General features: G+C 41.7%; 19 protein-coding genes. 8 read left to right on the plus strand and 11 right to left on the minus strand.

The features are described from left to right. The first annotated feature begins 188 nt into the window (after positions 1–188). A complete protein-coding gene (locus tag ACYX4N_RS14815) occupies positions 189–1145 on the plus strand; it encodes a 2OG-Fe(II) oxygenase family protein (protein ID WP_476054564.1) in 957 nt (318 codons plus the stop codon). A 104-nt stretch (positions 1146–1249) separates the two neighbouring features. On the opposite strand, the gene ACYX4N_RS14820 is transcribed toward ACYX4N_RS14815, so the two are convergent. After that, the gene (locus ACYX4N_RS14820) at positions 1250–1816 is read right to left on the minus strand and encodes a cytochrome b (protein WP_474835124.1); all 567 of its coding nucleotides are present in this window, start codon (positions 1814–1816) and stop codon (positions 1250–1252) included. A gap of 207 nt (positions 1817–2023) precedes the next feature. Continuing rightward, complete coding sequence (locus ACYX4N_RS14825) at positions 2024–2827, minus strand: SDR family NAD(P)-dependent oxidoreductase (protein ID WP_476056455.1); 804 nt, start codon at positions 2825–2827, stop codon at positions 2024–2026. 415 nt (positions 2828–3242) lie between these two features. Here ACYX4N_RS14825 and asd point away from each other — a divergent pair, with 415 nt between their 5' ends. Continuing rightward, on the plus strand, positions 3243–4367 hold the full coding sequence (gene asd / locus ACYX4N_RS14830; protein WP_476054565.1) for an aspartate-semialdehyde dehydrogenase: 1125 nt from the start codon (positions 3243–3245) through the stop codon (positions 4365–4367). Positions 4368–4478: 111 nt separating this feature from the next. Here asd and ACYX4N_RS14835 read toward each other — a convergent pair whose 3' ends face one another. Further along, positions 4479–4838 carry a VOC family protein gene (locus ACYX4N_RS14835; RefSeq protein WP_476054566.1) on the minus strand — a complete coding sequence of 120 codons (360 nt, stop codon included), beginning with the start codon at positions 4836–4838 and terminating at the stop codon, positions 4479–4481. A 117-nt stretch (positions 4839–4955) separates the two neighbouring features. On the opposite strand from ACYX4N_RS14835, the gene ACYX4N_RS14840 reads away from it, so the two are divergent. Further along, a complete protein-coding gene (locus ACYX4N_RS14840) occupies positions 4956–7484 on the plus strand; it encodes an ATP-binding protein (protein WP_476054567.1) in 2529 nt (842 codons plus the stop codon). Between the two features lie 61 nt (positions 7485–7545). Here the strand turns inward: ACYX4N_RS14840 and ACYX4N_RS14845 are convergent, their stop codons facing one another. Further along, positions 7546–8574: a 2-dehydropantoate 2-reductase gene (locus ACYX4N_RS14845; RefSeq protein ID WP_476056456.1), complete on the minus strand. Its 1029-nt coding sequence runs from the start codon at positions 8572–8574 to the stop codon at positions 7546–7548. A 218-nt stretch (positions 8575–8792) separates the two neighbouring features. On the opposite strand from ACYX4N_RS14845, the gene ACYX4N_RS14850 reads away from it, so the two are divergent. Beyond that, positions 8793–9947: a patatin-like phospholipase family protein gene (locus ACYX4N_RS14850; RefSeq protein WP_476054568.1), complete on the plus strand. Its 1155-nt coding sequence runs from the start codon at positions 8793–8795 to the stop codon at positions 9945–9947. A gap of 64 nt (positions 9948–10011) precedes the next feature. Here the strand turns inward: ACYX4N_RS14850 and ACYX4N_RS14855 are convergent, their stop codons facing one another. Further along, positions 10012–10659 carry an HAD family hydrolase gene (locus ACYX4N_RS14855; protein WP_476054569.1) on the minus strand — a complete coding sequence of 216 codons (648 nt, stop codon included), beginning with the start codon at positions 10657–10659 and terminating at the stop codon, positions 10012–10014. Positions 10660–10850: 191 nt separating this feature from the next. On the opposite strand from ACYX4N_RS14855, the gene ACYX4N_RS14860 reads away from it, so the two are divergent. Then, positions 10851–11285, plus strand: coding sequence for a hypothetical protein (locus ACYX4N_RS14860; RefSeq protein ID WP_476054570.1), 435 nt, complete (start codon positions 10851–10853; stop codon positions 11283–11285). A 120-nt stretch (positions 11286–11405) separates the two neighbouring features. Here the strand turns inward: ACYX4N_RS14860 and ACYX4N_RS14865 are convergent, their stop codons facing one another. The 3 genes from ACYX4N_RS14865 to ACYX4N_RS14875 form a co-directional block, all read right to left on the minus strand. Then, positions 11406–15659: a PDC sensor domain-containing protein gene (locus ACYX4N_RS14865; protein WP_476054571.1), complete on the minus strand. Its 4254-nt coding sequence runs from the start codon at positions 15657–15659 to the stop codon at positions 11406–11408. Between the two features lie 217 nt (positions 15660–15876). Then, positions 15877–16614 carry an SDR family oxidoreductase gene (locus ACYX4N_RS14870; RefSeq protein ID WP_476054572.1) on the minus strand — a complete coding sequence of 246 codons (738 nt, stop codon included), beginning with the start codon at positions 16612–16614 and terminating at the stop codon, positions 15877–15879. Between the two features lie 161 nt (positions 16615–16775). After that, positions 16776–17396, minus strand: a complete 621-nt coding sequence (locus ACYX4N_RS14875) for an NADPH-dependent F420 reductase (protein ID WP_476054573.1) — start codon at positions 17394–17396, stop codon at positions 16776–16778. Between the two features lie 127 nt (positions 17397–17523). Between ACYX4N_RS14875 and ACYX4N_RS14880 the strand changes: the two genes are divergently transcribed. The 3 genes from ACYX4N_RS14880 to ACYX4N_RS14890 all read left to right on the plus strand — a co-directional run bounded on the left by ACYX4N_RS14880 (position 17524) and on the right by ACYX4N_RS14890 (position 20238). Next, complete coding sequence (locus ACYX4N_RS14880) at positions 17524–17910, plus strand: winged helix-turn-helix transcriptional regulator (protein ID WP_476054574.1); 387 nt, start codon at positions 17524–17526, stop codon at positions 17908–17910. Positions 17911–18558: 648 nt separating this feature from the next. Then, positions 18559–18777, plus strand: coding sequence for an antitoxin Xre/MbcA/ParS toxin-binding domain-containing protein (locus tag ACYX4N_RS14885; protein ID WP_476054575.1), 219 nt, complete (start codon positions 18559–18561; stop codon positions 18775–18777). Positions 18778–19422: 645 nt separating this feature from the next. Continuing rightward, entirely contained in the window at positions 19423–20238 is an 816-nt protein-coding gene (locus ACYX4N_RS14890) for a phospholipase D-like domain-containing protein (RefSeq protein WP_476054576.1), read from the plus strand. Positions 20239–20724: 486 nt separating this feature from the next. Here the strand turns inward: ACYX4N_RS14890 and ACYX4N_RS14895 are convergent, their stop codons facing one another. Genes ACYX4N_RS14895 through ACYX4N_RS14905 form a run of 3 tightly spaced genes read right to left on the minus strand, consistent with a single transcriptional unit; the run spans position 20725 to position 26212 of the window. After that, positions 20725–23832 (minus strand): efflux RND transporter permease subunit, encoded by a 3108-nt coding sequence (locus ACYX4N_RS14895; RefSeq protein WP_476054577.1) that lies wholly within the window; start codon positions 23830–23832, stop codon positions 20725–20727. A 60-nt stretch (positions 23833–23892) separates the two neighbouring features. Next, on the minus strand, positions 23893–24822 hold the full coding sequence (locus tag ACYX4N_RS14900) for an efflux RND transporter periplasmic adaptor subunit (RefSeq protein ID WP_014951216.1): 930 nt from the start codon (positions 24820–24822) through the stop codon (positions 23893–23895). Next, positions 24815–26212, minus strand: a complete 1398-nt coding sequence (locus ACYX4N_RS14905; RefSeq protein ID WP_014951215.1) for a TolC family protein — start codon at positions 26210–26212, stop codon at positions 24815–24817. The genes ACYX4N_RS14900 and ACYX4N_RS14905 overlap by 8 nt, the downstream gene beginning before the upstream one ends. Positions 26213–26256: the final 44 nt, after the last annotated feature.

The raw sequence follows: 26256 nt of genomic DNA on the forward strand, positions 1-26256 counted from the left end.
AAGCAGTATTTAGTTTTTATTGATAATTTATTGGCATACTTCAATTTTCAACAAAATCTATATTCTGACTCTATAAATAACGCATTTTTAAATTTTAAAAAGTGCAATATTCTTTTGCCATCGACGCACTGTCATCAATGCAAACGAGTAACCTGCGCCGATACAGTGCATTTAAACGGAGAATATTTATGACCCTTTCAAAAACGCAAACAGCAACTATAGATAACGTTGAAGCAACAAACGGAGCCTTGCAACAAGCACGCTCGCTAGCCCTTCCTAGTCGCGATGAAATGTTAAAACGAGCGCCGTCGGTTCAGCGCTTTTGGGACAGCAACCGCTTATTACTTGAGAGCGCATGGCAGGAATGGGATGAGCAAAACGAGCAATTAGCTGAGTGGGTAACAGAAAACTTGATAAGCGAACCGCTTCGCAATGCTGTTACGCTAGCGTGGGAAGACCCAGCTAAAGAACAAGCTGTAGCAAATTTATGGGAAGAGGTTCTGCCAGGTGTATATCAAGCACAGCTATTTGATGTTGAAAAACTTCATCTTCTGCGCGCTTATTTAGACGGTGTAGCCGATGCCGGCATACCCCTTCGCCCTCCTTACGGTATTGCGCTAAATCGCAACGGGGGTATGTTGGATGCACGTTCTGAAGGTTACTTGGCCGCACCTACGTTCCAAACGTTTTATAACCTAATCATGGACAAGTACATGCGCCCTATTTCACGTTTGCTATTTCCTGAAGTAATGGGGTTCGATAGCCAGACGTTCGGGTTTTCAATTCAATATCAGGAAGGCATGGACACATCGCTTAGACCGCACACTGACGCGTCTGCTGCGACATTGAATATCAACCTAAATGTGCCAGGGGAAACCTTTAAAGGGTCGGAAGTTGACTTCTTTAATCAGGAAACGGGCAAGGTAACACGTACAGTGTTTGCACCAGGTGTTGCTATGCTGCACAGAGGCAGTGTACCTCACGCCGCCCAGCCAATTACTGGTGGCAGCAGAACTAACATGGTGCTATGGCTTTATGGCGATAGTATGCAAATTCCGCGGGGCGTTTTACCAACGTCAAAAGCTGATGCTAAATCGAGATGGACGGTTCCCAACGCGCCAAAAGATAGTTTTGCGCCTTTCTAATATACAAAAGCCGAGTTATTAGATAACTCGGCTTTCTTTTTCATCTTAGTGCTATTACTCACTCAATGGTACATCTAGATAGATGTATTTAAGTGCGTCACACTTTATTCACTAATTGTTTTACCCAGCATACGCTTTAACGTACCGTCCTTATCAATGATGTGATGCTTAAGCGCGCCAGCAATGTGTAGCGATAAAGCGACAATTACCGTGTATCCTAAATAGAAGTGAATCGCTCCACCCAGCTTAGACAGCTCGTAATTGATAGGCAGTGTTTTTTCTGGGTCTTCCACACTAAAGTTTTGGGCAAATACTTCCAACCCGAAAACGGATAGGCCGTGCCCTCCAAGTACCGAGGCCATTAAACCTGATATAGGCATCATTAATGTTGCAATAATCAGAACCCAATGCACCACTGTGGCTAACTTGTGTTCAATGGGTTTGTAGTTAGCAGCTGCACTGGGCCAGCCGTTCTTCATACGCCATATTACGCGGGCTAACGCGACAAATAAGATGATAAAACCAATGGCCTTGTGCCATGGATAAAGCGCATAAACACCATTTTCTGACATGTAAATGCCGGTAGCGAGTAACCCGATAATGGTTAACCCCACCAGCCAGTGTAAAAATACGGTTGTCGTAGCAAATTTGTTGTGGCTATCGTACTGCATGCTTTCCTCACTTTTTGTCCATGTTAAGAACTACATTATTCGTCTAACGTATCTCAACATTTTATAATCCCTCACACATTGTGAGGGATTACTAATAAGGTTTAAAGCAATTTGTAGGCCTATTTTTCACTAGCAAGGTGTTTGAAGTTTTGTCTATTTAATCAGAGCATAAAATAGAGAAGCTAATTTTACAGCGTATCAAAAACGTTAATGCGCCGCGATGATGGCGTCTAATTCGGCAATTAACATCTTAATATGAGAAGGATCATTAGCAAACGGATGTGGTGCAGCAAAGGTATTGTGGTCATTATCAAAGTAATCTCCTGCAACATCGGCAAACCGGTCAGAGAAAGCGGCATCCATAAAAATTTGTGCGCCAAGCTTCAGGTCGCCCCCAGCAATACCGTAAGCGCTTTTCACCATTTTGCTGCCCAAAAGCGACTTCGGATTTACAGATACCGTTTTAGGGCCATTATTTTTGTATTTACTGCCCAAGTTCATGGTCCACATGGTAATCGCTAGCTTGCTTTGCGCGTAGGCAGCACCATCTGAGAGCTGAATTTCACCGCGTAACGCGCTCCAATTAATAGGAGCCTGTGCAGCCGATGACACATTTATCACTCTACTTTGTGCATCCATTACATCGATTAACCCTAAAGTGAGCATATAAGGCGCTATGGTGTTCACCATAAATCTGGCATCTAGGCCTGCGCTTGTGACGGGGTTATCCATTGTAAATACGCCGGCATTATTTATTAATACATCTAGATGTTTATTTTTGGCTTTTACTGCAATTGCGAGCTGCCTTACATCATCGAACGAAGATAAATCGGCTTGAACAGTATCAAACGTACTTCCTGGAAATTGAGCCTCTAGCGCACCTTTTATATTCTCCAGTTTCGCGTTATTTCTACCGTGTAAAATTACGTTGTGACCTTCTTTGCCCAACATCTTTACCGTTTCTAGACCAATGCCGTCAGTGGCACCTGTTATCAATACTGTTTTCATTATTGCTCTCTACCCGTTAATCTTCTCAAAAAATTCTGGCTCAATCTTTCTTTTAATTAATTGCCTGACATTAAGTTATCAATAATGCCTAAACTCGATAAGCGCAGGTTTCGTTAAAGCAGTTTCAAGGTAATCTATATAATAAACAGCTTACATTTTCATCGTGTTTAAAATGCTTATATCAGCAATAGATTATTTATAAAAACCATCTAGCCAGCGCGCCAAATAACACTTAGACTGCGGAGATAAAAATAAAAACGACAGGTATTGCGCCAGTGCGCTAGGCACGCGGCGTTCGACATCACTTTTATGTTTTTCCAATACACGCCAATTTATAAAAAGGCTAGAGTATTGGCCAATTGCTACAAACATAAGTGATGAAGTACTTTTCATTTTAGTAACAAGGGTTCTCAGTTTAATGTCACAACAAAAAGTAGGTTTAGTGGGCTGGCGCGGTATGGTTGGCTCAGTTTTAATGCAGCGAATGCAAGAAGAGCAAGATTTCGCGCACATTGAGCCCACCTTTTTTACCACCTCTCAAAAGGGTATTGCAGCGCCAAACTTTGCTGGCAAAGATGCAGGTGTTTTAGAAGATGCGCACGACATCGAGGCGCTATCAAAACAAGATATTATTATTACTTGTCAGGGCGGCGACTACACGAAAGCCGTTTATGATGACCTTCGTGCGTCTGGCTGGAATGGCTATTGGATTGACGCAGCGTCTGCCCTTCGCATGAAAGATGATGCGGTTATTGTACTAGACCCAGTGAACCGTAAAGAAATTGATAGTGGCATTGAAAAAGGTATTCGCACATACGTGGGTGGAAACTGTACCGTTTCCCTTATGCTGCTTGCGCTAGGAGGTCTATTTGAAAAAGACCTTGTTGAGTGGGCATCTCCAATGACTTACCAAGCGGCTTCAGGCTCAGGCGCTAAGCATATGCGTGAACTTATTAGCCAAATGGGCGCTATTCACAGCAATGTAAAAGATAAAGTAGCAGATCCGGCTACCGCAATTTTAGATATCGATCAGCAAGTGTCCGAGTTTATTCGAAGCGCAGATTACCCAAGTGAACAGTTTGGTGTACCGCTTGCGGGTAGCTTAATCCCTTATATCGATTCGCAACTACCTTCAGGTCAAAGCCGTGAAGAGTGGAAGGCCCAAGCTGAAGCAAACAAAATTCTAGGCATAAAAGGCGGCGAAGTACCTATCGACGGTATTTGCGTACGGGTAGGTGCCATGCGCTGTCACAGCCAAGCGATTACGCTTAAATTGAAGAAAGATCTGCCGGTTAGCGAGATTGAAGAAATCTTAGCAAAACACAATGACTGGGTAAAAGTCGTGCCTGATGATCGTGAAGTGACTATGCAGGAACTCACGCCAGCCAAGGTAACCGGTACGCTGTCTATTCCAGTAGGTCGTATCCGCAAGCTTAACATGGGCCCTGAGTATATCTCAGCGTTCACCGTTGGCGATCAGCTTTTATGGGGAGCTGCAGAGCCGCTTCGCAGAATGCTGCGTATTGTGCTTGAGCAAAACTAAAACTTAATTTTACTCAGTAAAACCTAAAACGCCTTACCATTAACTGGTAAGGCGTTTTTTATTTCTAGTATTCCTCGTAATGTACGTAAAACATTAGAAAAGAGTATGATACTAGTTAGCCGACTCAGACCAAACAGCAAGTTCATTGCCGCCAGGCTCTACAAAATGAAAACGGCACCCACCGGGAAAATCAAATAATGGTTTGGTAATTGTTCCGCCCGCGCTTTCTACATTACGTTGTGCTCTAGCAATGTTACTAGCATAAAGTACTAACAAGGGCGCCCCGCTCTCTGCTTTTGAAACCCGTTCCGCTGCAAAGATGCCGCCATCTAACCCTGAATTTCTAAAGGCACTATACTCACTACCGTAGTCAGTAAAGCTCCAGTTAAACGCAGATTCAAAAAACGTTTTAGATGCGTTTAAGTGTAAGGACCCAAACTCTACGTAGTTGAGTTTAATACTCTCATTCATTTTCTCTTCTCCTTGAAATGTTGTCGTACCTTCGAATAGTTTAGACTTATTGACTAAGTTATAAACTACCTTAATCGTTTAATATAGAGGGTGCATTCGCATGGGAGGCGCCTGACTTTGACCCGTTTTTTTTGTTCTACATTATTATTTGTGTTTGCAATAAGTTTTGCTGCGTTTGATGTTCACGCTTCGATAGCTGACCGGGTTAACGAAATCAGTCGGCAAGTAGAAACTGTCTCGCCCACGCCAATAGGCGCTGCAATTGATGAGTTAGAAACGCTTTTGCTATCGGATACATTAATAGTAGACGAAAAAAGAACGGTCGCCGCTTTATACGCTCGCTACCAATTGTTAATCCATCAGCGACCGAATGACAATATTTTACGCGAATTAAAAGAGCTAGAAGATAAATCCAGAGATGGCCTCATTATCGCAGCAGGAATAGCGAGAATGTATGGCATAAGTGCAGACTACACAGAAGCTTACAAACGTTTTGACGCGATAATTTCTACGCCATCCCTTCCCGCTGATGTCAAAGCCTATGCCCTAATCTACCAAATTCTTACTTATAGTGAGGGGCAGGTTTTCGCTCCTAATGCAGAGCTTATTAATACGGTTAATGATTTGCTGATCACTCATGAACTTTCTTACCTCAGGCCTCTCTACGATTCTATCGTGGCAGATTACTATCAGTCGGTAAGGGCTTACGAGCTTGCATTGCGCTTTTATGAAAAGTCACTAGCTGGCGCCCAAGCAGCCAATCAACGGATTTTAGAAAGCGACAACCTTTATGCCATTGGTATTTTATATCGAAATTTAGGTGATTATGATAACGCCATTGGCTACTTCGAACGCGCCGTTGAACACGATAGAAAAATTGATATTAACTATTCAGAATTTCTAGCAACCTACGGGATAGCAACCACTTACTATCGTGCTGGAGAATTAAAAGCTGCAATAGCGCTATCTGAAAAAGTACTAGCCCATCCCCTTTCTTCATCTTTTTACAATAGTGAAATTTATCGCTTGAAAGCAGAAGCACACCTTACTTTAGGCGAGTTAGATGAGGCCTATCAGTCGCTAGCGCTTGCACGCGAGCTTTATGATGAAAATCGGGAGGATGAACAAACGACATGGCGTGCCCAGTTAGACAAAACTGCGGCTTATATCACCGCAGCAAAAGGTGATTATAAATTAGCGTTCGAACAGTTTGAGGTGTTTCACGAAGCATATTTACAAGCGAAAAAGTACGAAGATTTAGAACTAATTGAAAGCGCTAACTTGGTTCAACAAATTACCCAAGAAAAAGAAAGAGCGAACTTACTTGAGAATGAGAACAAAGCTTTTGAAGAAGCGTTAAAGTTGAAAAACCAAGCGCAACAGACACAAGAGTTATTCTCAATGCTACTTTCTGTATTGGTCGCATTAACGATGGTTACTATAGTAATCATTTTAATTCTGCTAAAAAAATCAAGACAGGCGAATGCACTGTACTCAACGGCAAAAGACAAAGCCGAACTACACAGCCGTATTAAGTCAGAGTTTATATCAAATATTAGCCATGAGATCCGCACGCCTTTGAATGCCATAATTGGATTTGGTCAAACCGTAGCTAAACGTTCATCTGATTTAGAAACGAAAGATTTAACAAAGAAAATCGTCACTGCGTCGGAAATGCTTCTGCAACTTATCAATGACCTATTGGACTTTTCGAAAATAGAAGCCGGCAAACTAACGTTAGCTATCGGGCCGCATCACGTAAAATCGAGTATAAGTACATTAATTGACATTTTTTCTGACCAAGCGCAGCGCAAAGACCTGAACCTAGTGCTAAATGTTGATGAAAACCTCAAAGATGAACTGATGTTCGATGAACTTAGATTTAAGCAAATTATGGCTAATTTGCTCAGTAACGCCATCAAGTTTTCTAAAGAAGGCATTGTCGAAATAGGTGTTCGCGTTACTGAAGCTTGCGATAGTCATTACACCCTTCATTGTTGGGTTAAAGATACTGGTATTGGCATCTCTAAAGAAAACCAGGCAAAGCTGTTTACGCCTTTTACGCAAGCGGAAAGTTCTATCGCGCGAAAATACGGCGGTACAGGATTGGGGCTTAATATTACCAACAACCTGCTTAAATTAATGGGCTCTTCTTTAACCGTTGAAAGCGAACTTGGCAAGGGAACCACATTTTCATTTGACGTAAGCTTTGCTATAGCTGCTGACACAGACGGTATGTCTCCTGCAGCTAACGAAGAAGATTCTCACTATTTATTGGCTGGAAAGCGGGTGTTATTAGCCGAGGACAATGATATTAATGTAGAGGTAATGAAGGCGTTATTGGAAGAGTTTAAATTGGATCTGCATTATGCGTCTAACGGACAAGAGGCCATTGATGCAATGGCAAAACAAGAATTCGACTTAGTTCTTATGGATGTCCAGATGCCGCAGGTGGACGGCATAAGCGCGACACGACACATCCGCCAAATCCTTAAGAAAAATACGCCGATCGTGGCGTTGACTGCAAATGCAATGCAGCAAGATATCGACGAATGCCTAGCCGCAGGCATGAATGCTCACGTTGGTAAACCGGTTGATAAAGTGCACTTGGTGAATACACTTCAAAAATTCCTTTTTCACAATTAATCGCTATTAATTTTGCTGCACAAAAATAAATAGCTAATCAGTTTTTTGCAGACGGTAAGTTTTACTGATGCTTTTCAGTAGGTAGCAAAGCGCCTGCCGACAGACACGGGCTTCCTTTTTGTTTTTGCTCATTCTGTTTAACTAGTTCAACAATATAGGCGTTGACCGGTGTCGCGATATGATGCTTTTTGCCCAACCTGACTATCTCACCGTTTAAGTAATCTATTTCAGTACGCCTTCCTAGTACCAAATCCTCATACATGGAGGAGCGTGCTTCGGGGTCGATTTTAAGCGTTGATGCAGCAACCGCCTTGAACAAAAAGTTAGGCAGCTTCATAATTTTTGGCATCAGCTTGGGAATGACCTTACCGGTTCTTGCTGGAGTAATTCCTTCCGCTTCTAATACCCTCAATGCTTCAAACAATACTTTAGCCATAACCAACCTGTATTGCCTATCCCCTAGTTGAGATTTAAGCGGTATACCAGACAATGCATTGACCGCGTTATTCAAGTTCATAATGAGCTTGCCATACTGCACCGCTGCCATATCTCTATAAATCGTCACCGGCAGGGAAGCGTTTTCAAGCGCCTCAACTAATTTTGTACAATGATTGTCGGGATCTTCTAAAGCTAAATTCCCCTCTGTACCACAATGGAAGTGCCCCTTTCCTTTGTAAAAAACGTTGAAAGGCACCATGCCCGCAATAACAACTTGTTCTAAATGTTGTCGTAATAGATCAGCGTTGCCCACACCGTTTTGCAGACTGATAACAAGCGCTTGAGGCTTCGCAAACTGATTAATTATGCTGGCAGCACTCTCGGTATCTTGGCTTTTAACACATAGTAGAATGATCTCTGCATTAGCTAAGCTATCGTTATTTAATGAAAAACTGACGTGATGAGCGTCGCTCATTTGATTGCGGCCCTGCCAGTCTGTCACTTTCAAGCCATTTGCTACGATGTCGTTGCATAATCGCTGTCGACCAATAAGTGTAAGCGTATTAGACCCATTAAGCGCAAAGCCGGACGCCAACAAACAACCTGCAACATAACAACCAATACTACCCGCGCCTAACACCACGATATTCATTGATACTTTTCCTATCATGCCTAACTTTCTGTTATTTATTCAGACTGCTTCGTAACGATCGAAATGTAAACATAAAAATCACACAGTAATAACAAAAAACGTTTTGTATCAGTTATTTCCTATTAATGTGATTCAATCTTTCAATTTTCCCCTAACACGTGATCTCCTTACAATTAGACCAAGTAGTCAACTTATATATGGTCAAATAGAGGGTCATCATGTTCGGTCAACAATCTGCATCAACTAATACTCGTAATGCTGGAAATTCTGCTAATAGCAAAGTTGCTTTAGTCGCAGAAGGTGGCGGTCAGCGCGGTATTTTCACAGCAGGTGTACTTGATACATGGCTAGATGCAGGGCATGACCCCTTCGATATCCTTATTGGCACGTCGGCAGGCTCGCAAAACTTAACAAGTTTTGTTGCACGTCAAAAAGGGTATGCAAAACGCCTTATTCGCGGCTTAACACGACATAAGCGTTTCTTTCAGATGGGCCGTGGTTTAGTGGGCAAACATATTGTCGATTTAGACTGGTACTTTGATAAAACCCAAGAAGCTAACCGTTTATTAGATTTAGATACGGCTAAAAACAATGTGGCAGATAGAGAAATACTGTTTACAGCCACGAACTCTAGAGACAGAAAAGCATATTTTCTAAACCCAATGAAAAGCCAAAACAACTGGGTTGAATTGATTAAAGCATCGAGCGCACTGCCCTTGTTATACAAACAAGGCGTTCCGCTTCACACTGAAATTGAAGCCCAGCGAGCTGCTAATACCGATTTTTACTTAGATGGTGGTTTAGCCGCGCCTTTACCTGTAACTGAGGCCTATAACCGTGGTGCTACAAAAATTGTAGTGATTAGAACAGTGGACGAGGGCTTTCAAGCTCAATCACCCTGGCTACAAAAGCTAAGCGCAGTTATGTGTGCAACGGGTACCTGCCCAAAAACTATCGACTATTTGCTACAACACGAACATGCGTATCAAAAAGAATTAGCGTTTATCGAAAATCCACCTGAAGGAGTTGAGGTAATTCAAATTTTTGCACCTAACAAACTTCAAAGTAAGCTGTTAGGCAGTACTGATGCGCAGCTTCGTCACGATTACAACCTTGGCAAAAAGGCAGGTATTGCTTTTCTAGAGGCAGAAAGCGTTTCAAAAGGTCAGTTTGAAAGCGAAGCTGTTGCGGTAATTCCCAAAGAGAACGAAGCGGAAACGTTGGGCAGCGATAATATTCGTATTGCGAAGAATATTGAAGAGGTTAAAGATAAAGAAGCGAAGGCAAAGCGCCCCTTACTCACATTACCTTTCCCCGCGCGCTTTAAACAGAATATGAATTCGCAGAAAGACGATAAGCGAATGACGGCATAATCGCTGCTCTATTTACTTTAGGGCAGCGATGCTCTCCCTACCTCTGGGGTAGCGAAGCTACTCCTCACCTTTGGGGCAGCGAAGCTGCCCAGCCATAAAGACTTTCAAAAACGCCTGCCGCTTTAGAAAAATCATGATTAGCTGACAAGGGTGTGGGTATAGCCACTGTTTCAATTCCTGCACTAACGGCAGCTTGCAAACCAAATTCAGTATCTTCAACTGCCATAACTTCATGGGGTGCCAACTGCATTTGGGATAGGGCTGCTAAATAGCAATCAGGTGACGGTTTACCTTTAACTACATCATCAGAAGAAACAATACACTCAACAATATCTTCTAAATCATAGAAAGACACTGTTTTTTCAACCGCTAAACGAGCGCCCCCCGTTACTATAGCTACGCGCAAGTTATGAGATTTACAGAGCATAAGGGCTTCTTTTGCGCCAGGCATTAACGGAAATGCTTGGCGCTGTAAAAATTGAAGTGTCAGCGCCCTTCTCTTCTTGAAGAGCTCTTGGGGCGTTAGAGCAAGTGAGAAATCCCGAATGATATCACTAGCATTGTTCATTACCGAGATACCAGCCATACGCGTGTGGTAATACTCGAAAGTTAGTTCTTTGCCCATACCTGCAAGCATGGTTTTCCATAACTCGAAATGCGTCACTTCAGAGTCGATAAGTGTACCGTCGTGGTCGAAGAAAATGGCTTTCACGGTACACACCGTAAAACTAACTTAAATGACATTAAAAATAACCTAGTGTATGACTGTAAACGGTTTTACCGCACGAAAAAGCGTAAGTAATTGATAGGTATAGAAAATAAATGCGTCTAAAAACTAACCACCTTGACAGCAAATAGAAAAGTATTTATAAAACGCTTTTTCACTATTTCATCAAGTAAATCATGTCAGAATTATCAACACCTGTAAAAAAAACCGAAGCACACAAACTTATTGAAGGCCTATTGAAATCTAGCGATCCAACTGCCGAGCTAGATAAAATTTCTGAAGAGTACAACATCGCAAATTGGGGTCAAACTAATGCTGTTTCTGCCGACCTTTACGATGCCGTACGCGACTTACTTGGCAAAGGTGTAGTTACAGGTAACGACCTTGTTGCGGGCAAAGACACCATGGATCCAATTGTACATAAAGTACAAGCGGAAACAGAAACGCTTATCGCTAATCCAAGCGAAGCAGATGCTGACCGAGTTCAAACTTTTGTACTTGGCTTCCTACGCACTTTCGTAAGCCAACTACTTCACCCAGGTACTAAGAAAGCAATTTACGCGAAAAAGCTTCCTGACCTAATCAAACTTCACCAGCAGGTTGCTAAGTAATCTGCGGCTATATCAGAAGATGTTGGCTTTAACCATTTCAACATCGTGATAGAATGACTAAAGAAACCCGTTTTTAAGCGGGTTTCTTTATTAAGATTTTCTAACATTTATACGCAGCCATCATTCAATATCAGTTGCCGTCCCTCCCCGCAAAAGACTTATATTTTTGATTAAAAGGGGAATTAAGCCCAAAGTCGCGGTAGCGATACCCAAAAACGTATCTAGTGAGCTTCCGCTGGAATAAACAAAAACGGCAACCAATACCAAGAGTAGTGCAAAAATTGGAACTCTTAATACCGTCCACATTCCCACATCCGTATTATCTAGCCATTCTTTCATAGTTGCTTCAGACTCTGCTGTAAGTATAAACTGCCTGAAGCTTTCATTTATCAAGCTCCAACCTTTATCTCGATACAGGTAGCAACGTCTCATTAGTCGCTCTATGGTAGTTGTACTTTCAGGGTTAATCGATGCGCCATTTGCGATTCTCCACAGAATTACTTTTTCATTGATAGTACACTCTTCCCATTTACGCCTGTAAATGGGCCCAGCATGCACCAACATATATTCTATAACCTGTTCAGGCTCGCGAAGTAAGCAACTGTCATACTTATCTTTTAATGCACGCATTTCCGGCCAAGCCTTGACTTCATAGTCATATAAATCTTTCGGAGCAAATGGGTTATCAAGTCTTTTTTTGCATACAGGTGACCATGCGTAATATTTATCAAATTCAGAATACAATTTCGTCCAACTAGTTTTTTCATCTATGTCTACTGAAATATTTGAGTTTGGTTGGTAAGCCTTTGGAGTAAGAATACGATACAAGGGTGCAGTTTCAGCTATGATTACTAATCTAATTTTAGGATCTTTATGGATTTCATAAAGAAGCTCTAATGCATCCTTCCTCAAAGAATTGTCTAGGCTTATCTGTTCCAACGCTGAAATAGCAACGATAATTCGTTTATTTTTATTTGCATTAAGGAAAGCTCTAAGCTTTTTTAAAAAGAAAAATGTTTCAAGATGCTCTTCAGAAGAATAAAACTTGTCTAAACAATCCATAATTCTGAATACTTGTTGTTGATAGAGAATTATCTCTTTATTTTTAGCAATTTCGTTAAGCTCTACCTCTGCCAATGCTCTAGTAGTATTAAGTATAAGCTGTGAGCGTCTATTACTAACGTCGTCCAGTTTTGTTAAGTCGGGAAAACTAGTAGCATAATAGTCGATTTTTTCACTTTTGGTCCTAACTCTGTATTGATCCTGTAAATGCTCCCCCATTAACCGGCGAACAATCAATTGTCTAACTGTTACAAAAATAACTAGAAGAAATAAGAACATACACAATATGACTACTCTACTCCTTGGGTCAGATAAGGCTGAAACCATGAAATTATCAGCTCGGTAATGAAAAGCGTCACTACGGCGCTTACCTTCGGTTAGCGTGAGTTTTGCTTCGTATGTCAGATGACTAACAAAATCAGTCCCATCGAATGTAGAGTTAAAAAGCAAGTCAAAAAGCTTATCTGTCGAAGACGAGTGATCACTGTCAAAAATAAACCAATTCCAGTCATCCACCTCTTTAATATTAGTGCTTTCCTCTTTACTTCTGGGAGCCGTTTCTAAAACGAAAGATGCTGTTAAAGACTCATAATCACTGGGAAAAGCGAAGGGCACTTCTATATCTTCTTTTTCAGAAATAAAGCGCATGTACCTCAGAAGATCATCTGACTTAGCTCTAAAGCTATGCCTTAAATAGTCTTCTTCAAAATTTGCTTGCCGCTCCAACAAATATTCATGAGCACTGTATGTAATAATGGTTGCAGGTGTAGCGGCGGCTAAAAAAACAAGCGCGGCTAAATAGGCGGGGTAATTGTTAGGGAAGCGGTATCGCTGTTTATTTGTTCTCTGTCTAGAATGAGTATCCGCCTTAGGGCTGAATAGGGGTTTACCTTTATCTTCGCTGTTCCAAAACTGAAGCCTATACAAAATGAACACTGAAACCGCTAAAAGTGTAATTCCTCCTAGAATAGCACTTTGCCAGTTTAACAAGATAATGTCGTAGTTAAGTCTCCAATCCACACAAATAGTAAGCAAAAAAAATGGTATAACTATCAACGATGCTATTATTTTAGGGCGATACCAGCCAAAATAAGCGGAATAATTTAGTCGCCACAGTGAGCATAAAACAAACATCATTGCAACGCAGGCCAGCCCCCACAGCGTCAACCTCGCTAAAAGACTATGCACAATACCCATTAAACTAATTACACAACTCACCATCGAGACTGCAAAAACAGTGAATAATGTATAATAACGAGTGTCTATTTCAACGTCATAATAACAAATGTCCTGCCAAAACTTTTGGACCAACAAATATCGACACACTAAAAAGGAAGGAATAATTAATAAGAGATAAAGTAGTACAGCAACAAATACCAAGATCATATTGTTTGTATGCACTTCACTTGGGTCAAAAAACACGACCAAGTTCCATGGGACTGTAGAGCTTTCGTCAGAATCAAACAGAGGACCTACCGCTATTTTATGAGGCGCGCCTTTATAATTCACATCAAAGCTTATCACTTCACCTTGCCGATGATTGCTTGCAATAATCGCAAGCGGATCTTGGTTAATTTCAGTATAAAAGTTTTCTACCAAACTCAATGAGTCTGTGCTGTGATAAATCACATCGCCTTGCGAATCGATAACTGCAAACCCAAAGTTCTTTGGTAAAACTCTATCAACCAGCGAAGATATCCTCGCGCCGACTACTTTTAATTTTGTACTTTTATCTTCGTCGTTTGTTGGATTTTTACTCGAAGTTTTTGTTTCTTTCGCGCTTTTTGCTGGATATGCAATAACTGAATTCAATCGCCCATCTTCAATATTAAAAATACGCTGTAAAAATAGTTTGTTATTACCAAAACTCCAGAACTCATTCTTCTTCCCCCGCTTAAAATACTCGCGGTGTGACAAGTCTGTATCTTTGCCAAGCTCTAATCTGGATGATGCGTACATAGGTTTTTCACCCAGCTCGTCAACCTGAATTTTTCCATTCCCATCTAAATATATTGCTGTTTCTAGAAAGGTTCTTGTTTCGATAGGTTGTATATTAACTATGTTATCTTGCCACCCACTATCAATGATGTATTGGATTGAACAGTCACCAAGCTCAGGTTTACATTCATAGGGGACTTTTATATCGTAGACTTCAAACCTATTGTCTTTCCCTACTTTATCTGCGCGGTTTGGGTCAGTAGCGGTAATAATGCGAACTAATTCACTCTTCGCATCATTTACAATAGACTTATGAATGTTTTTTAGCTGTTCTTCTTTTACGGATACTAGATAACCTTGAAACAGTTGTTGAGATAGTCCTATAGATAGAATACCTACCGCAATAATAAGCCCTAGTATTATTTGGCTTTTATCCCCCCTTTGTATGGCATAGGTTGCACTAACAAACCGTAATTTTAGCAATGGCGTACATGCTATGAATAACAATAGAGCTAATATAAGCCACATGAGGACTTCAGAAGGCAACTTGAGTTTTTCAGTTACTATTAACTGTTTATTCACCAGGCCAACTAAGAAGTACTCTTTTTTATCGGCGCTCAAGCCTCTACTTACTATCGGGTGAACATAGACACGGTAGTTGTTTCTATCGAGGGTTATGTCCTCAAAATGTGTCCCGTAAAGCGAAATACTATCACCTAACTTCGCGGTATTTTGGGAAAAAACCTTAGAAGATATCTTTCTAAGATAAAGCTCTGGCTCTTTGGTTAGCATAGCCCTGTTGTTAACTATTGATTGCACCAGGCCATTACTTTCCACTAACGCTACTGTTTGAAAACGGTTTACTCCTTGAGAAAGGACCATATCAATACTTGCGCTTAATCTTAGGGTTCCTTTGTATCCATCGTCCAAGCACTTCGTTTTGGTAAATTCGACCGAATTGAAATCGTCTATGTTCAGGGAAAACGATTCTTTTCCTTTTTTACAGTAACCGTAGGTAAACTCCGGAGAATGTAGTTTTATGTCGTTAAGCTCTTGCGCTGAACTTGCTAGATCCTCGAAGTTTTGCTTTGCTTTATCCTCAAAGCTTTTCTCTGCTTGATCAAAAACTTTGCTTTTTTTATCTTTCCCTTCACGCCAAGACGACAATGCATAGCTGCCGGTTTTATTCACTTTTTCTATGCTACGCTGTATTCCATTCTCTATCTGCTGTAATTCTCTAAAATAAAGAGTGTTCAATATATCTTCGCTTCGTTCCATTTTAAAAAAATAAACAAAGCCAAAAATGGTAGCGCTAAGAAAAAGCACAAGGAAAAAGATAAAAAATCTAGTGAGGTTTCGTTTCAGAGGTGTCATTAAAGCGTCCTTGCTAAAATAACGTTATATCCAATCGATATCGTACTTCAGTAACAACAAACGTTATAGGCCACAGCCATATTTGTACATTTATTAACCAAAAAATATATATTAATATTTGAATGATTTCAATAATGATGAACTCATCACTTAGACTGCTTTTTAGCATAACTAACTGCTACTACGTTCAATAGCGCGTTACATTTTATGCAAATCTTCAAACAATCCCACCATTAGCCTGTATAACTTGACCATTTATCCAGATGCCGTCTTCGCTGCATAGGAAGGCAACGACATTAGCAATATCCTTTGGCGTACCCAAACGTTCTAACGGCGCCATGTTTTTTAACTTCTCAACAAAGTCTTCCGACTTGCCTTTCATAAATAGTTCAGTATCAGTGGGGCCTGGTGCAATAGCGTTTACAGTAATGTCTTTTCCACGCAGTTCTTTAGACGTAATGGCAGTTAAGGTTTCAACGCCAGCTTTTGTTGCCGCGTAAACGCCATATTTTTCTAGCTTAAGACCAACTATGGAGGTAGATATATTTACGATCCGCCCCCCATTGTTCAATCGATTTACCGCTTGCTGAGTGGTGAAGATTACGCCTTTTAGATTAATATCCACATGTTGATGAATAGTATCTTCACTCACATCTGCTAATGCATCCATAGATAAAACACCAGCATTATTAACGAGTATATCGACCGAACCAAATTGCTTTTCAGTCTCATCGAATAGACGTTTCACATCACTGATATCAGATACATCGGCTTGAATGGCGCAAGCTATACCGCCGTCCTTCTCGATATCATGCACCACACCTCGCGCTTGCTCTTCACTCCCTGAGTAATTCACAACAATCTGAAAGCCATCTTTACTCAGCTTTTTGGCAATTTCGGCACCTATTCCCCTTGATGCTCCTGTAACTATCGCTGTATGTTTAAAAGTTGTCATAGCGCACTCCTTGTTTAAAACGTTACTCTTATTACGTTACTGTAAAAGTAATAGATTGCGATTTATGCTTACTTAGCGAGGAATTTGGTTGAAATGAATTTAGTTGCGTTTATGACTAGTAAAAAAGCCCGCATTGCTGCGAGCTTCTTTCCTATATTTAACTATTTGTCTTGGTAGTAGCAAAATACCGCTTTTGTACCACCTCGTTGATTAACCGCAATTTCGATATTTAAATTGGCCATTGCTTCAAGATAGCGTGCGCTTTTCAAAGCCCCCACATCTAACGCTGCAAAACCGACATTATCGACAAGTCGCATAACCATTTCTTTCGCTACCGCATCATCACCTGCTACAAAACCCGTTGTCGGTGTACCGCTAATATTATGGTACTGAGGTGACATAACATCAGCAAAAATTGTGTTAAACGCTTTCACTACATGTGCGGATGGCGCTCGTTTTGCTATTTCCTCAGCAGCAGAAGTACTTTCACCCAGTAGCAAGGGTGACCAGTCATCGTTAAGTGGATTTGTGCAATCGATGATTATTTTGTCTGCTAGAGATTCCGCTTGTTCCTCAACTAAAGCCAATGCCGCTTTATAAGGTAAAGCTAAAGCAACTGCGTCGACTTCTTTAAAGCCATGCCCAATGAGCTGAGTATCATAAACAGTCCCACCTGCATCGCCTGTGGTGGAGTAAACCGTCACTTTATAATTAGCGCGGTTAAAAAGATGCGCTAAGTTTTTACCCACGTTTCCGAACCCTACTACCGCAATATTATTCATTTCTTAACCCTTTAGTTGATGTTAATTGGAGAAATCAGTACATTTAGAATACCGGTATCCAATGGATACCGAAAACCAATTTAAAGACTAAAGACGTTGCCTTCAATTAGGCACTTTGAGGTAACTAGTGATTACGGAAGAAAACGAACTCTCACCTAATGTTTACGCAAAAATTTGCCCTTCCAGGCAGGTATTAGCGATGATTGGAGAAAAATGGGTGGCATTAGTGGTAGTTGCACTCGATGGCAATACGCTTCGATTTGGCGAACTTAAACGCCAATGTGAGGGGATTTCACAGAAAATGCTCACACAAACACTAAGAAAACTAGAAAGAGATGGATTAGTAAGTCGAGCGAACTATACGGACGAGATGGTACTTCGAGTGGAATATAAACTGACTGAGCTTGGAGAAACGTTAGTGCCAGTAATAAAAACAGCCATTGAGTGGGCTCAAAATAATTTACTTGAAATTGAACGTGAGCGAGTTAAGACACTAACACAGCATTCTGAGTAATTGTTAAGCTAAATAACAGCGTTTAAAACAAAAAACCGGCGTAAAGCCGGTTCTTTGTATTTGGCGGGCCGAGTGGGACGAGTATGGGCACTGGACTATAGTTATCAAGCGCTAACTAAGCGAGCTGTATCTAGTGAATTTATTCATTTATATCAGTAAGATAAAACCTAGGCACTTTAATATAATAACTAAAAAAGCATTGATAGATATAGAACCATCGTAGATTTAGGCTAAGCGAAACCAAGGCTTAGCCTCCTTACGTACAACAAAGGCGTTTTAGATAAATCATGGCGTCACTATTCAAAAGCCGATCTGTGCAGACGGAACAATCATCCCCAAACGGCTCATAAAAACCATAATCATGAAATGATTACCATATGGACATGCCCACTGGAACTCAACAAATTATTCGCTTGAGACAAATCATCAGATAAGTGAACAAGCGCCTATGAACAAAGTTCGCCAACCTAATATCTGTATCAGTAATCAAATATTGTTTACTAACAGTAACCACTCCTTGCTAAAAAATAAATGTTTACTAGCGGTAAACAGTTTGTGTTTACCGCATTCAATGTGGCTAACTCATTGAGCAGAATACCCTAGATTATCCGCTATACTTAAGCGACACGATCATTAAGAGATTAAGACATGTCAGCAGAATCAGAAAATGTAGAAATCACAGTCGAAAAATTGCAGCAAGAGTTCAGGGTTTCCTTCGGCAATGATGATGCAACCATGAACGAATGGCTCGACTTGCCTTTGCCAATTCTGAGTGGTGAATGTCCCCGAAACATGCTTAATACACTTGAGGGACGTCAGCGGCTATATCAAATATTAGAAGAAATGAAGTTTGGCGAAATGGCTTAAGGTAAATGGCTATAAGTTTAACCATTTCAGTTATGAGAATATGCTTGAAGCCCGTCAGAGCGGACAGGTAACAAAAAGCCCACGAGTGCAGCGCTTTGATTGGATTCAAATCGGCACATTCACAACTTAGGCTTATGGTCCTCCTAGAGTAAGCTTCAGCAATTGATAATGCCAGACCTGACAGGCCGTTTTAGACAAGGAGCAGACCTTTAGGGGTTAGGCTTTAAACTTAAGAATTGTGCCAATAGCAGTCATTAGGTACATCACAATTAATCACACTTACCAGTATTATCGACTACAGTGACGTTACTCCAGCACGCATCTCAATAATTTCCGGTAATTTTTGCGGTTAAATATTAAGCATCTTTGCGTGCGTTAGTTATATTGAGCATGCATATTCGTCAAACAAGGAAGTGAGATGTACATATCAATTAGCGTACTTGCAAGACAAATGTTCTGCCTGACTATTGTTATCGCAATTGCAACGATGCTCTTTGGCTGCGCATCTAATCCCAAAGCTACTCCCAGCCATTCATCTCTCCACATCAAACTAAGAGAAATAATATAGGCGAAATTAATTATTCCAAGTCCATGATTCGCAAACATTATATAGTATGATTAAGGCTGAAACATGAAGGAATAAAAATGACTCACGATAATTTAAATGCAATGACGATCCCTGCTGCAATGGGTACCTCAGGAACTCAAGTAGACAATTCGGTTATTTCTAAGGATGAGAATATAGAAGTTTACTTTAAAAATATTCAAGAAAACTTGGTGAGCAAGATTGCAAAGGCGGATGTCATTTTAGGGTGTGTAGCTTGGCTCACAAGTTTTACTGTTCTAAGGGAGCTTGCTAAAAAGAAAGGGGTTTCGATAATAGTTCAGAAGGAAGATTTCTTAAGACCTGATGCAAAATTTAGTGACAGAAAATATAGAGAATGGCAAGAAGAATTAGTCAAGCTTTACAAGGAACTCCCGTTAGAGTTAACACGATATCAAATTGGTGGCTTATTGAGTGAAATGATAAGTCAAAGATATACTTCTAAGCAGCATGAACTTTATGTTGAATGGTTTAATGACGATACTATGGATGCAATACGGTGTTTTGGCTCTCAAAGTAAAGATAGAGCCATGCCGAGAATGCACAATAAGTTTCTCGTGTTTTGTTCGTTTGAAAATGGTTTTCTCACTCCAAATGCAGTTTGGACAGGCTCCTTCAATATATCTTCAAATGCAAACAAATCATTCGAAAATGCAGTTTATTTGAAAGATCCCCAAATAGTAGAAGCATACATGAGAGAATATCAGCAGATAGCTTCTTTATCTGAACCGTTGTCATGGAAATCACGCATACCAAGTCCTGAGTGGTGGAATGGGAACGGACCATATTATCAAAACTTTGATCCTTTAGGAGGTTGTCACGATTATGGGACTCCCAATTATTATGATGAAGATTAGCTTTATTAGATATATAATCAACCAAGGCGAAATAGTGTGATTACGTCATATTCGCTTGGTAGTTAGACCGTGAAGTTCCCTTGATAATCACACTAGTACATTTTAATTGTAGTAGCTCATATCTAGTCTGACACTTATGATCGAGAGTTATGACCTAACCTGACAGGCTGCAAAAGACAAACAGCAGACGTTCAGGGCTCTCTGCTCTTGATTCCGATATTTACCATAAGCGGAAGTTAATATGCTTTATTCTGACTGACTCTTCAGTGGCATAAAGCAGTTATTCAGACCACAATAGTCCACAGGATGCGCCTCCAAAAGCCGAATGTTGAATATTACAATTGATAACCAACCCTACAACTCCAAATTTTTATTACAAAGCGATTTACGAGCCACCTCCCCATTTTGTCAAAAGAAGTCGAATGATCGTCATGGGGGTAAGTAAATCCGGGGCATTGATTTATAAACCCAAATGCCCCAGTGCTGCTAATTCACCTTATAGTGAACGAGTCTATAGAGTACAGGTAGTACAACCAGAGTTAACAAGGTAGAGGATATGATCCCACCAATGACCACCGTTGCCAGAGGTCGCTGCACCTCTGCGCCAGTACCTACGTTAAGCGCCATGGGCACGAAACCAAGACTCGCCACTAACGCTGTCATCAGCACTGGCCGCAAGCGAGTCATTGCACCATCAATAATCGAGTTTACCAACTCGCCAGTCTCTTCCATCCTCTGCCTGATAAAAGACAGCATTACCAGACCATTCAATACAGCAATACCAGAGAGCGCGATAAAACCAATCCCTGCCGATATTGAAAGAGGCATATCTCTGATCCAAAGAGCAAAGATGCCGCCAGTTAATGCCAAAGGGACGCCTGTGAAAATTATCAAGGCGTCTTTGACTGAGCCAAATGCAATCACAAGTAATGCAAGGATCAGGAAAAGCGTTGCGGGCACAACCAAGCTCAGTCGTTGACTTGCACTTTCCAATTGCTCAAACGTTCCACCATAACTTATCCAATAACCACTCGGCAGTGCCACATTGGCTGCGATTTGCTCTTTAGCATCATTGACAAAAGAGCCTAAATCACGATCTCTCACATTTGCTGTGACGACGATACGGCGTTTTGCGTTTTCTCGACTTATTTGACTGGGTATATTGGTATATTCAAGCTCAGCCACCTCGGCGATTGGCACATACTCACCATCATTGGTCATGATGGGTATATTTCCCAGCGCTTCTAAATCATTGCGAATCTCTTCAGGATAACGAACAACAATCTCAAAGCGTCTGTCGCCTTCAAATACCAAACCAGCTTCTTTGCCGCCAACTGATGCACTTAACCACGTTTGCAAGTCAGTTACGTCTAAGTTGTAACGCGCCAGCGCATAAGGCTTCGGGTTCACCGTGAAGATGGGGATCTCATCTACTTGTTCTACTCGTGCATCAGCAGCGCCCGGAATATCTTGTAATACGGATAAAACATCACCAGCTGAATCCCGCAGCTTATCCAGATCATCACCATATATCTTGATCCCTAAATCTGCCCTAACGCCACTAATTAATTCGTTAAAGCGCATCTGTATAGGTTGCGTAAACTCATAGTTATTGCCGGGTACATTTTGAAGATCCCTCTCCAATTGCTCGACAAATTCCGTTTTCGATAATGCAGGGTTTGGCCATTCATCAATTGGTTTTAGCATTACAAAAGTGTCAGTGACGTTGGGTGGCATAGCATCAGTAGCCACCTCAGCAGTACCCGTTTTAGCAAATACGGTGTTTACCTGTGGGTATTGCATAATGACCTGTTCAAGCCGTTTTTGCATATCGACAGCTTGTTCAATTCCTGTGCCGGGCACTCTCATTGCATGAAGGGCTATGTCACCCTCATCTAGTTGCGGCACAAATTCAGAACCTAGGCGCATCCCAAACCAAACACTGATAACTACGAGTAATGTTGCTGCACCTACTACCAACCATCGTAATTTTAATGCCCACTCCAGTACAGGGCGGTAAACTGATTTAGCCCCAGTGATTATTGGACTCGCTTTTTCACTGACTTTGCCTGACATAAACATAGCAACAGCTGCGGGCACAATGGTGATTGAAAATACCATTGCCGCTAGCAATGCCAATATTACGGTAGCCGCCATTGGGTGAAACATCTTCCCTTCGACACCTGTTAAGCTAAAGATAGGAATGTACACAATCGTGATTATCATCACGCCAAATAGACTTGGGCGTATCACCTCATTCGTTGCCTCAAATACGACTTCCAGCCGTTCTTTAAGAGGCAGTATTGCACCCGTTCGCCGCTGCGATTCACTTAATCGCCTAATACAGTTCTCGACGATAATAACCGCTCCGTCAACAATCAGTCCAAAGTCTAACGCACCTAAGCTCATTAGGTTCGCGCTAACGCCCGTTTGTACCATGCCTATTATTGTGGCAAGCATGGCAAGTGGGATGACAGCGGCGGTGATAATTGCTGCCCGTATATTGCCCAGCAATAAAAATAAGACAACAATAACGAGTAGTGCGCCTTCAACAAGGTTTTTTTGTACTGTATTGATGGCTTTATCCACGAGCGTAGTGCGATCGTATACACTTTGGATAATTACGCCCTCTGGCAGGCTTGCTTGGATTTCATCCACTTTATCAGCCACGTCTAGCGCAACAGCTCGGCTATTTTCGCCTATTAGCATCATAGCTGTGCCCAACACCGTCTCTTGACCTTCTCGTGTTGCAGCGCCCGTTCTAAGCTCCTTACCGATGGCGACCTCTGCAATGTCACTTACCGTGACGGGAGATCGGTTTGTAAGCGTTACCACCACGTTACCGATGTCCTCAACGCTCGAAAGTCTCGCTTGTGAACGTACTAGTATTTGCTGGCCGTTGCGTTCAATGTACCCAGCGCCCTGATTAGCGTTATTTCGATTTAATGCCCGCAATAAATCGTCAGTACTAACGCCGTAATTAAGCATAAGTTGAGGATTAGGCTTCACATGATACTGTTTGGTAAACCCCCCAATAGCATTAACCTCTGTTACCCCTTTCACCAAGGCCAGTTGAGGTTTCACCACCCATTCGTGTAACTCTCGAAGCGCCATTGCATCAAATTTTCTGCCATCGACAGTTACTGTGCCGGGCTTCGCGCTAAGCGTGTACATGTAAATTTCACCCAAACCTGTGGCAATCGGCCCCATCTTAGGCTCAATACCATCGGGCAATTGGCTTTTGATAATGCCTAGCCGTTCGTTTATGAGGTTTCTGGCAAAATAGAGATCCGTGCCTTCTTCAAAAACGGCCGTCACTTGTGATAAGCCATAGCGCGATAGTGAACGTGTGTAGTCCAAGTTTGGTAATCCTGCCAAAGCGTTTTCTACCAAAAAGGTGATACGTTGTTCAGTTTCAAGCGGTGAATAACCTTCTGCTTGTGTGTTGATTTGTACCTGAACGTTGGTGATATCGGGTACGGCATCAATAGGCAGCTTTTGATAACTGAATAGGCCTAATCCAATCACCAAAAAGGAAAGCATCAGAAAAATACCGCGCTTTTCGATTGCGGTACGAATAATGGAAACTAGCATCTTAAACCTCCCTTAGAACTACACGCCATTTGACAGGGAAATATCAGTTGTAGTGAGGCATTAATGATCATGGCCTGCCTCCGATTTTTCCAAATCTGCTTTAATTATGTAGCTATTGGAAGCCACGACGCGTTCGCCTGCTTCAAGGCCACTGATAACCTCGATATAGTGACCATCTGAGACACCAAGCTCTACCGCTCTGGGCGCATACTCATCACCCTCAACCACAAAAACAACTTGTTTGGCTTCATACTCTTGCACAGAAGATAGAGGAACCGAATGACTTACTGACTTAGTTGACGTCGTAACTTGTGCTTTGACCAGCGTACCGAGTGGCCAATATCCAGTACTATTATCGACAGCTACATTGGCAAGAGAGTGTGGATTGCCATCAGCTGAAGGCGTAATATATGCAATCTTGGAGGTTTGGTTGAAACCTGCGTGGCTTAGTTCAACTGACTGTCCAACCTTGATGCTGCTAAGCATTTGTGAAAAAACGGTCAGCTGTGCCCATACGTTTTTATAGTTAGCTAACGAAAAAAGTACTTGCCCGTTTGATAACTCACCATTATTCGCATGTCGCGCAATCACATTGCCATCAAAAGGTGACGTGATGGAATAACTTTTTAAACTCTCATTGGACTCAACAACCGCTAAAATATCACCTTTCTTAACGGAATCGCCAATGTTGACTTTTACATCTTTAATAACACCGTCAAACCGTGCTCTTATATGACTTAATGAGGCGGGGTCTGCACTAATTCGCCCATAAAGCGTACTCGTTAACGCAATATCGCGTGCGAGCACGGGAGTTGCAGAAATACCATTCTGAATTGCTGTTTCATTGCTCATTCTTACGACTTCACCTGCGTGATTGTCTTGATCGCTGGAACTTACATCACTGTGTTTACCTCCTGCGATTGCGGTTAGGCTATAAAGGCTAAGGGTGAAGATAGAAATAAGTACTTTTTGTATTGTGAATTTATTCATAATCATGACTTCTTATCGAAATGTTAGATGACTGCTGCCAATTGCTTTTGTGACTTGGGTGAAATGAGTCATCATTGTGCTCATTCGTCAGCGCGAGACCTGTGAGTGTTTCAATTTCTGTTTTGCTTAAGTGAACTTGAGACGCTGCCTCTATTAATGTCAGCCGGGTTGTCAGAAATTCTTGTCGAGTAGTTACCCATTCCAAGTAGCTGAAACGGCCCTCCAAATAGGCGTTCTCGACTAAATCTAACGCGCCCTTTAACGGAGGAATCACCTTGCGCTGAAGTGTGTCAATCTCTAGCAATGCTCGTGTATGTTCGCCTAACGCTTGATTAACTGAATGTAATAGGCTTCGAACGTTGCTTTGTCTTTGCTGCTCTATTGCGTCAAGACGTGCCCTGTTTGCTTCATATTCACCAAGGTTTCGTTCTTTTTGAAACAATGGAACGCTTACTCCGGCAACCAGTGCTGTTTCATCAATACCTTGCATTCTGCGAAGCCCCGCTGACCACTCAATATCAGCGCGGTTATTCGCTTGCACTAAACGAAGCTGCGCCGCTTGCACACGGCTTTGTTTAGCGTATAGGTCAATGTGAGGGCTATTTTGGATTGCGACTGCCAGCGCATCAAACGACTCAATCTTATTAAAAGCAAAAAGATCGCCTTCCACACGCTTAAAGCTCGGTACCTGCTCCCCCCACATGATGGATAAACTGCGCAAGGCAAACGTTAGGTCCTGTTGAGCTAGATTAACATCGAGCTTTGCTTGGGCCAGCGCAGCTTGGGCACGTTTTTGTTCTAACAAGGGGGACGCGCCTGCTTCAACGCGTTTCGTTACGGCATTCAATGTATAAAGTGCAAGTGCCTCTGCATCTTTTATGACGTCTAAGTTCGCCTGCAATACGAGTACTTTGATGTAACGACGATTAAGCTCACCGAGGATATCTAAGGTGAGTATTCGCTTTTCAACATCTTGCTGTATTCTTCGTTCAGAGAGTACATTCAACCTTGCTGCTGGCTTATCATTGAGCTGTAACACTGATGATAATGTCAAGGTAACTTCAAGCTCTTTGAGACCTGATACCTCGCCAGTTCCCAAAAAGTTCTCTAATTCAACCCCTGCATTCAATGCGGGTTTAAGCGCCGCCGTTTTTGACTCTCCGTCTATAACACGTTGTTTAAATTTAAACTCATACAGACTTGGATTATTGGCAAGTGTTAGTCTAATAGCGTCCTCAAGAGTCAGCGTTTCTCGTATGGGCGCTTGGACACTTTTGTCTACAAATCTGTTGGTTTTCGCCGCATGAGCGGTCGGTGGACTGAGTAATAAGCCCAGTATGCAACTGCACACAATGGCAGATGCATGCCCGAAAATAGGAAACATTTTCATTGGAATATCCTAATAATTTATCAATATTTAGCATCGCGAGTGTT

Source organism: Alteromonas sp. ABH4_452 (assembly GCF_056311825.1).

Bases quoted from the DNA above. Each gene is read 5' to 3' on its own strand.
- ACYX4N_RS14895 (WP_476054577.1), bottom strand. From the start codon at position 23,832: ATGCTAGTTTCCATTATTCGTACCGCAATCGAAAAGCGCGGTATTTTT.
- ACYX4N_RS14860 (WP_476054570.1), top strand. From the start codon at position 10,851: ATGTCAGAATTATCAACACCTGTAAAAAAAACCGAAGCACACAAACTT.
- ACYX4N_RS14845 (WP_476056456.1), bottom strand. From the start codon at position 8,574: ATGAATATCGTGGTGTTAGGCGCGGGTAGTATTGGTTGTTATGTTGCA.
- ACYX4N_RS14875 (WP_476054573.1), bottom strand. From the start codon at position 17,396: ATGAATAATATTGCGGTAGTAGGGTTCGGAAACGTGGGTAAAAACTTA.
- ACYX4N_RS14865 (WP_476054571.1), bottom strand. From the start codon at position 15,659: ATGACACCTCTGAAACGAAACCTCACTAGATTTTTTATCTTTTTCCTT.
- ACYX4N_RS14890 (WP_476054576.1), top strand. From the start codon at position 19,423: ATGACTCACGATAATTTAAATGCAATGACGATCCCTGCTGCAATGGGT.
- ACYX4N_RS14815 (WP_476054564.1), top strand. From the start codon at position 189: ATGACCCTTTCAAAAACGCAAACAGCAACTATAGATAACGTTGAAGCA.
- ACYX4N_RS14835 (WP_476054566.1), bottom strand. From the start codon at position 4,838: ATGAATGAGAGTATTAAACTCAACTACGTAGAGTTTGGGTCCTTACAC.
- asd (WP_476054565.1), top strand. From the start codon at position 3,243: ATGTCACAACAAAAAGTAGGTTTAGTGGGCTGGCGCGGTATGGTTGGC.
- ACYX4N_RS14905 (WP_014951215.1), bottom strand. From the start codon at position 26,212: ATGAAAATGTTTCCTATTTTCGGGCATGCATCTGCCATTGTGTGCAGT.
- ACYX4N_RS14850 (WP_476054568.1), top strand. From the start codon at position 8,793: ATGTTCGGTCAACAATCTGCATCAACTAATACTCGTAATGCTGGAAAT.
- ACYX4N_RS14820 (WP_474835124.1), bottom strand. From the start codon at position 1,816: ATGCAGTACGATAGCCACAACAAATTTGCTACGACAACCGTATTTTTA.
- ACYX4N_RS14885 (WP_476054575.1), top strand. From the start codon at position 18,559: ATGTCAGCAGAATCAGAAAATGTAGAAATCACAGTCGAAAAATTGCAG.
- ACYX4N_RS14900 (WP_014951216.1), bottom strand. From the start codon at position 24,822: ATGAATAAATTCACAATACAAAAAGTACTTATTTCTATCTTCACCCTT.
- ACYX4N_RS14870 (WP_476054572.1), bottom strand. From the start codon at position 16,614: ATGACAACTTTTAAACATACAGCGATAGTTACAGGAGCATCAAGGGGA.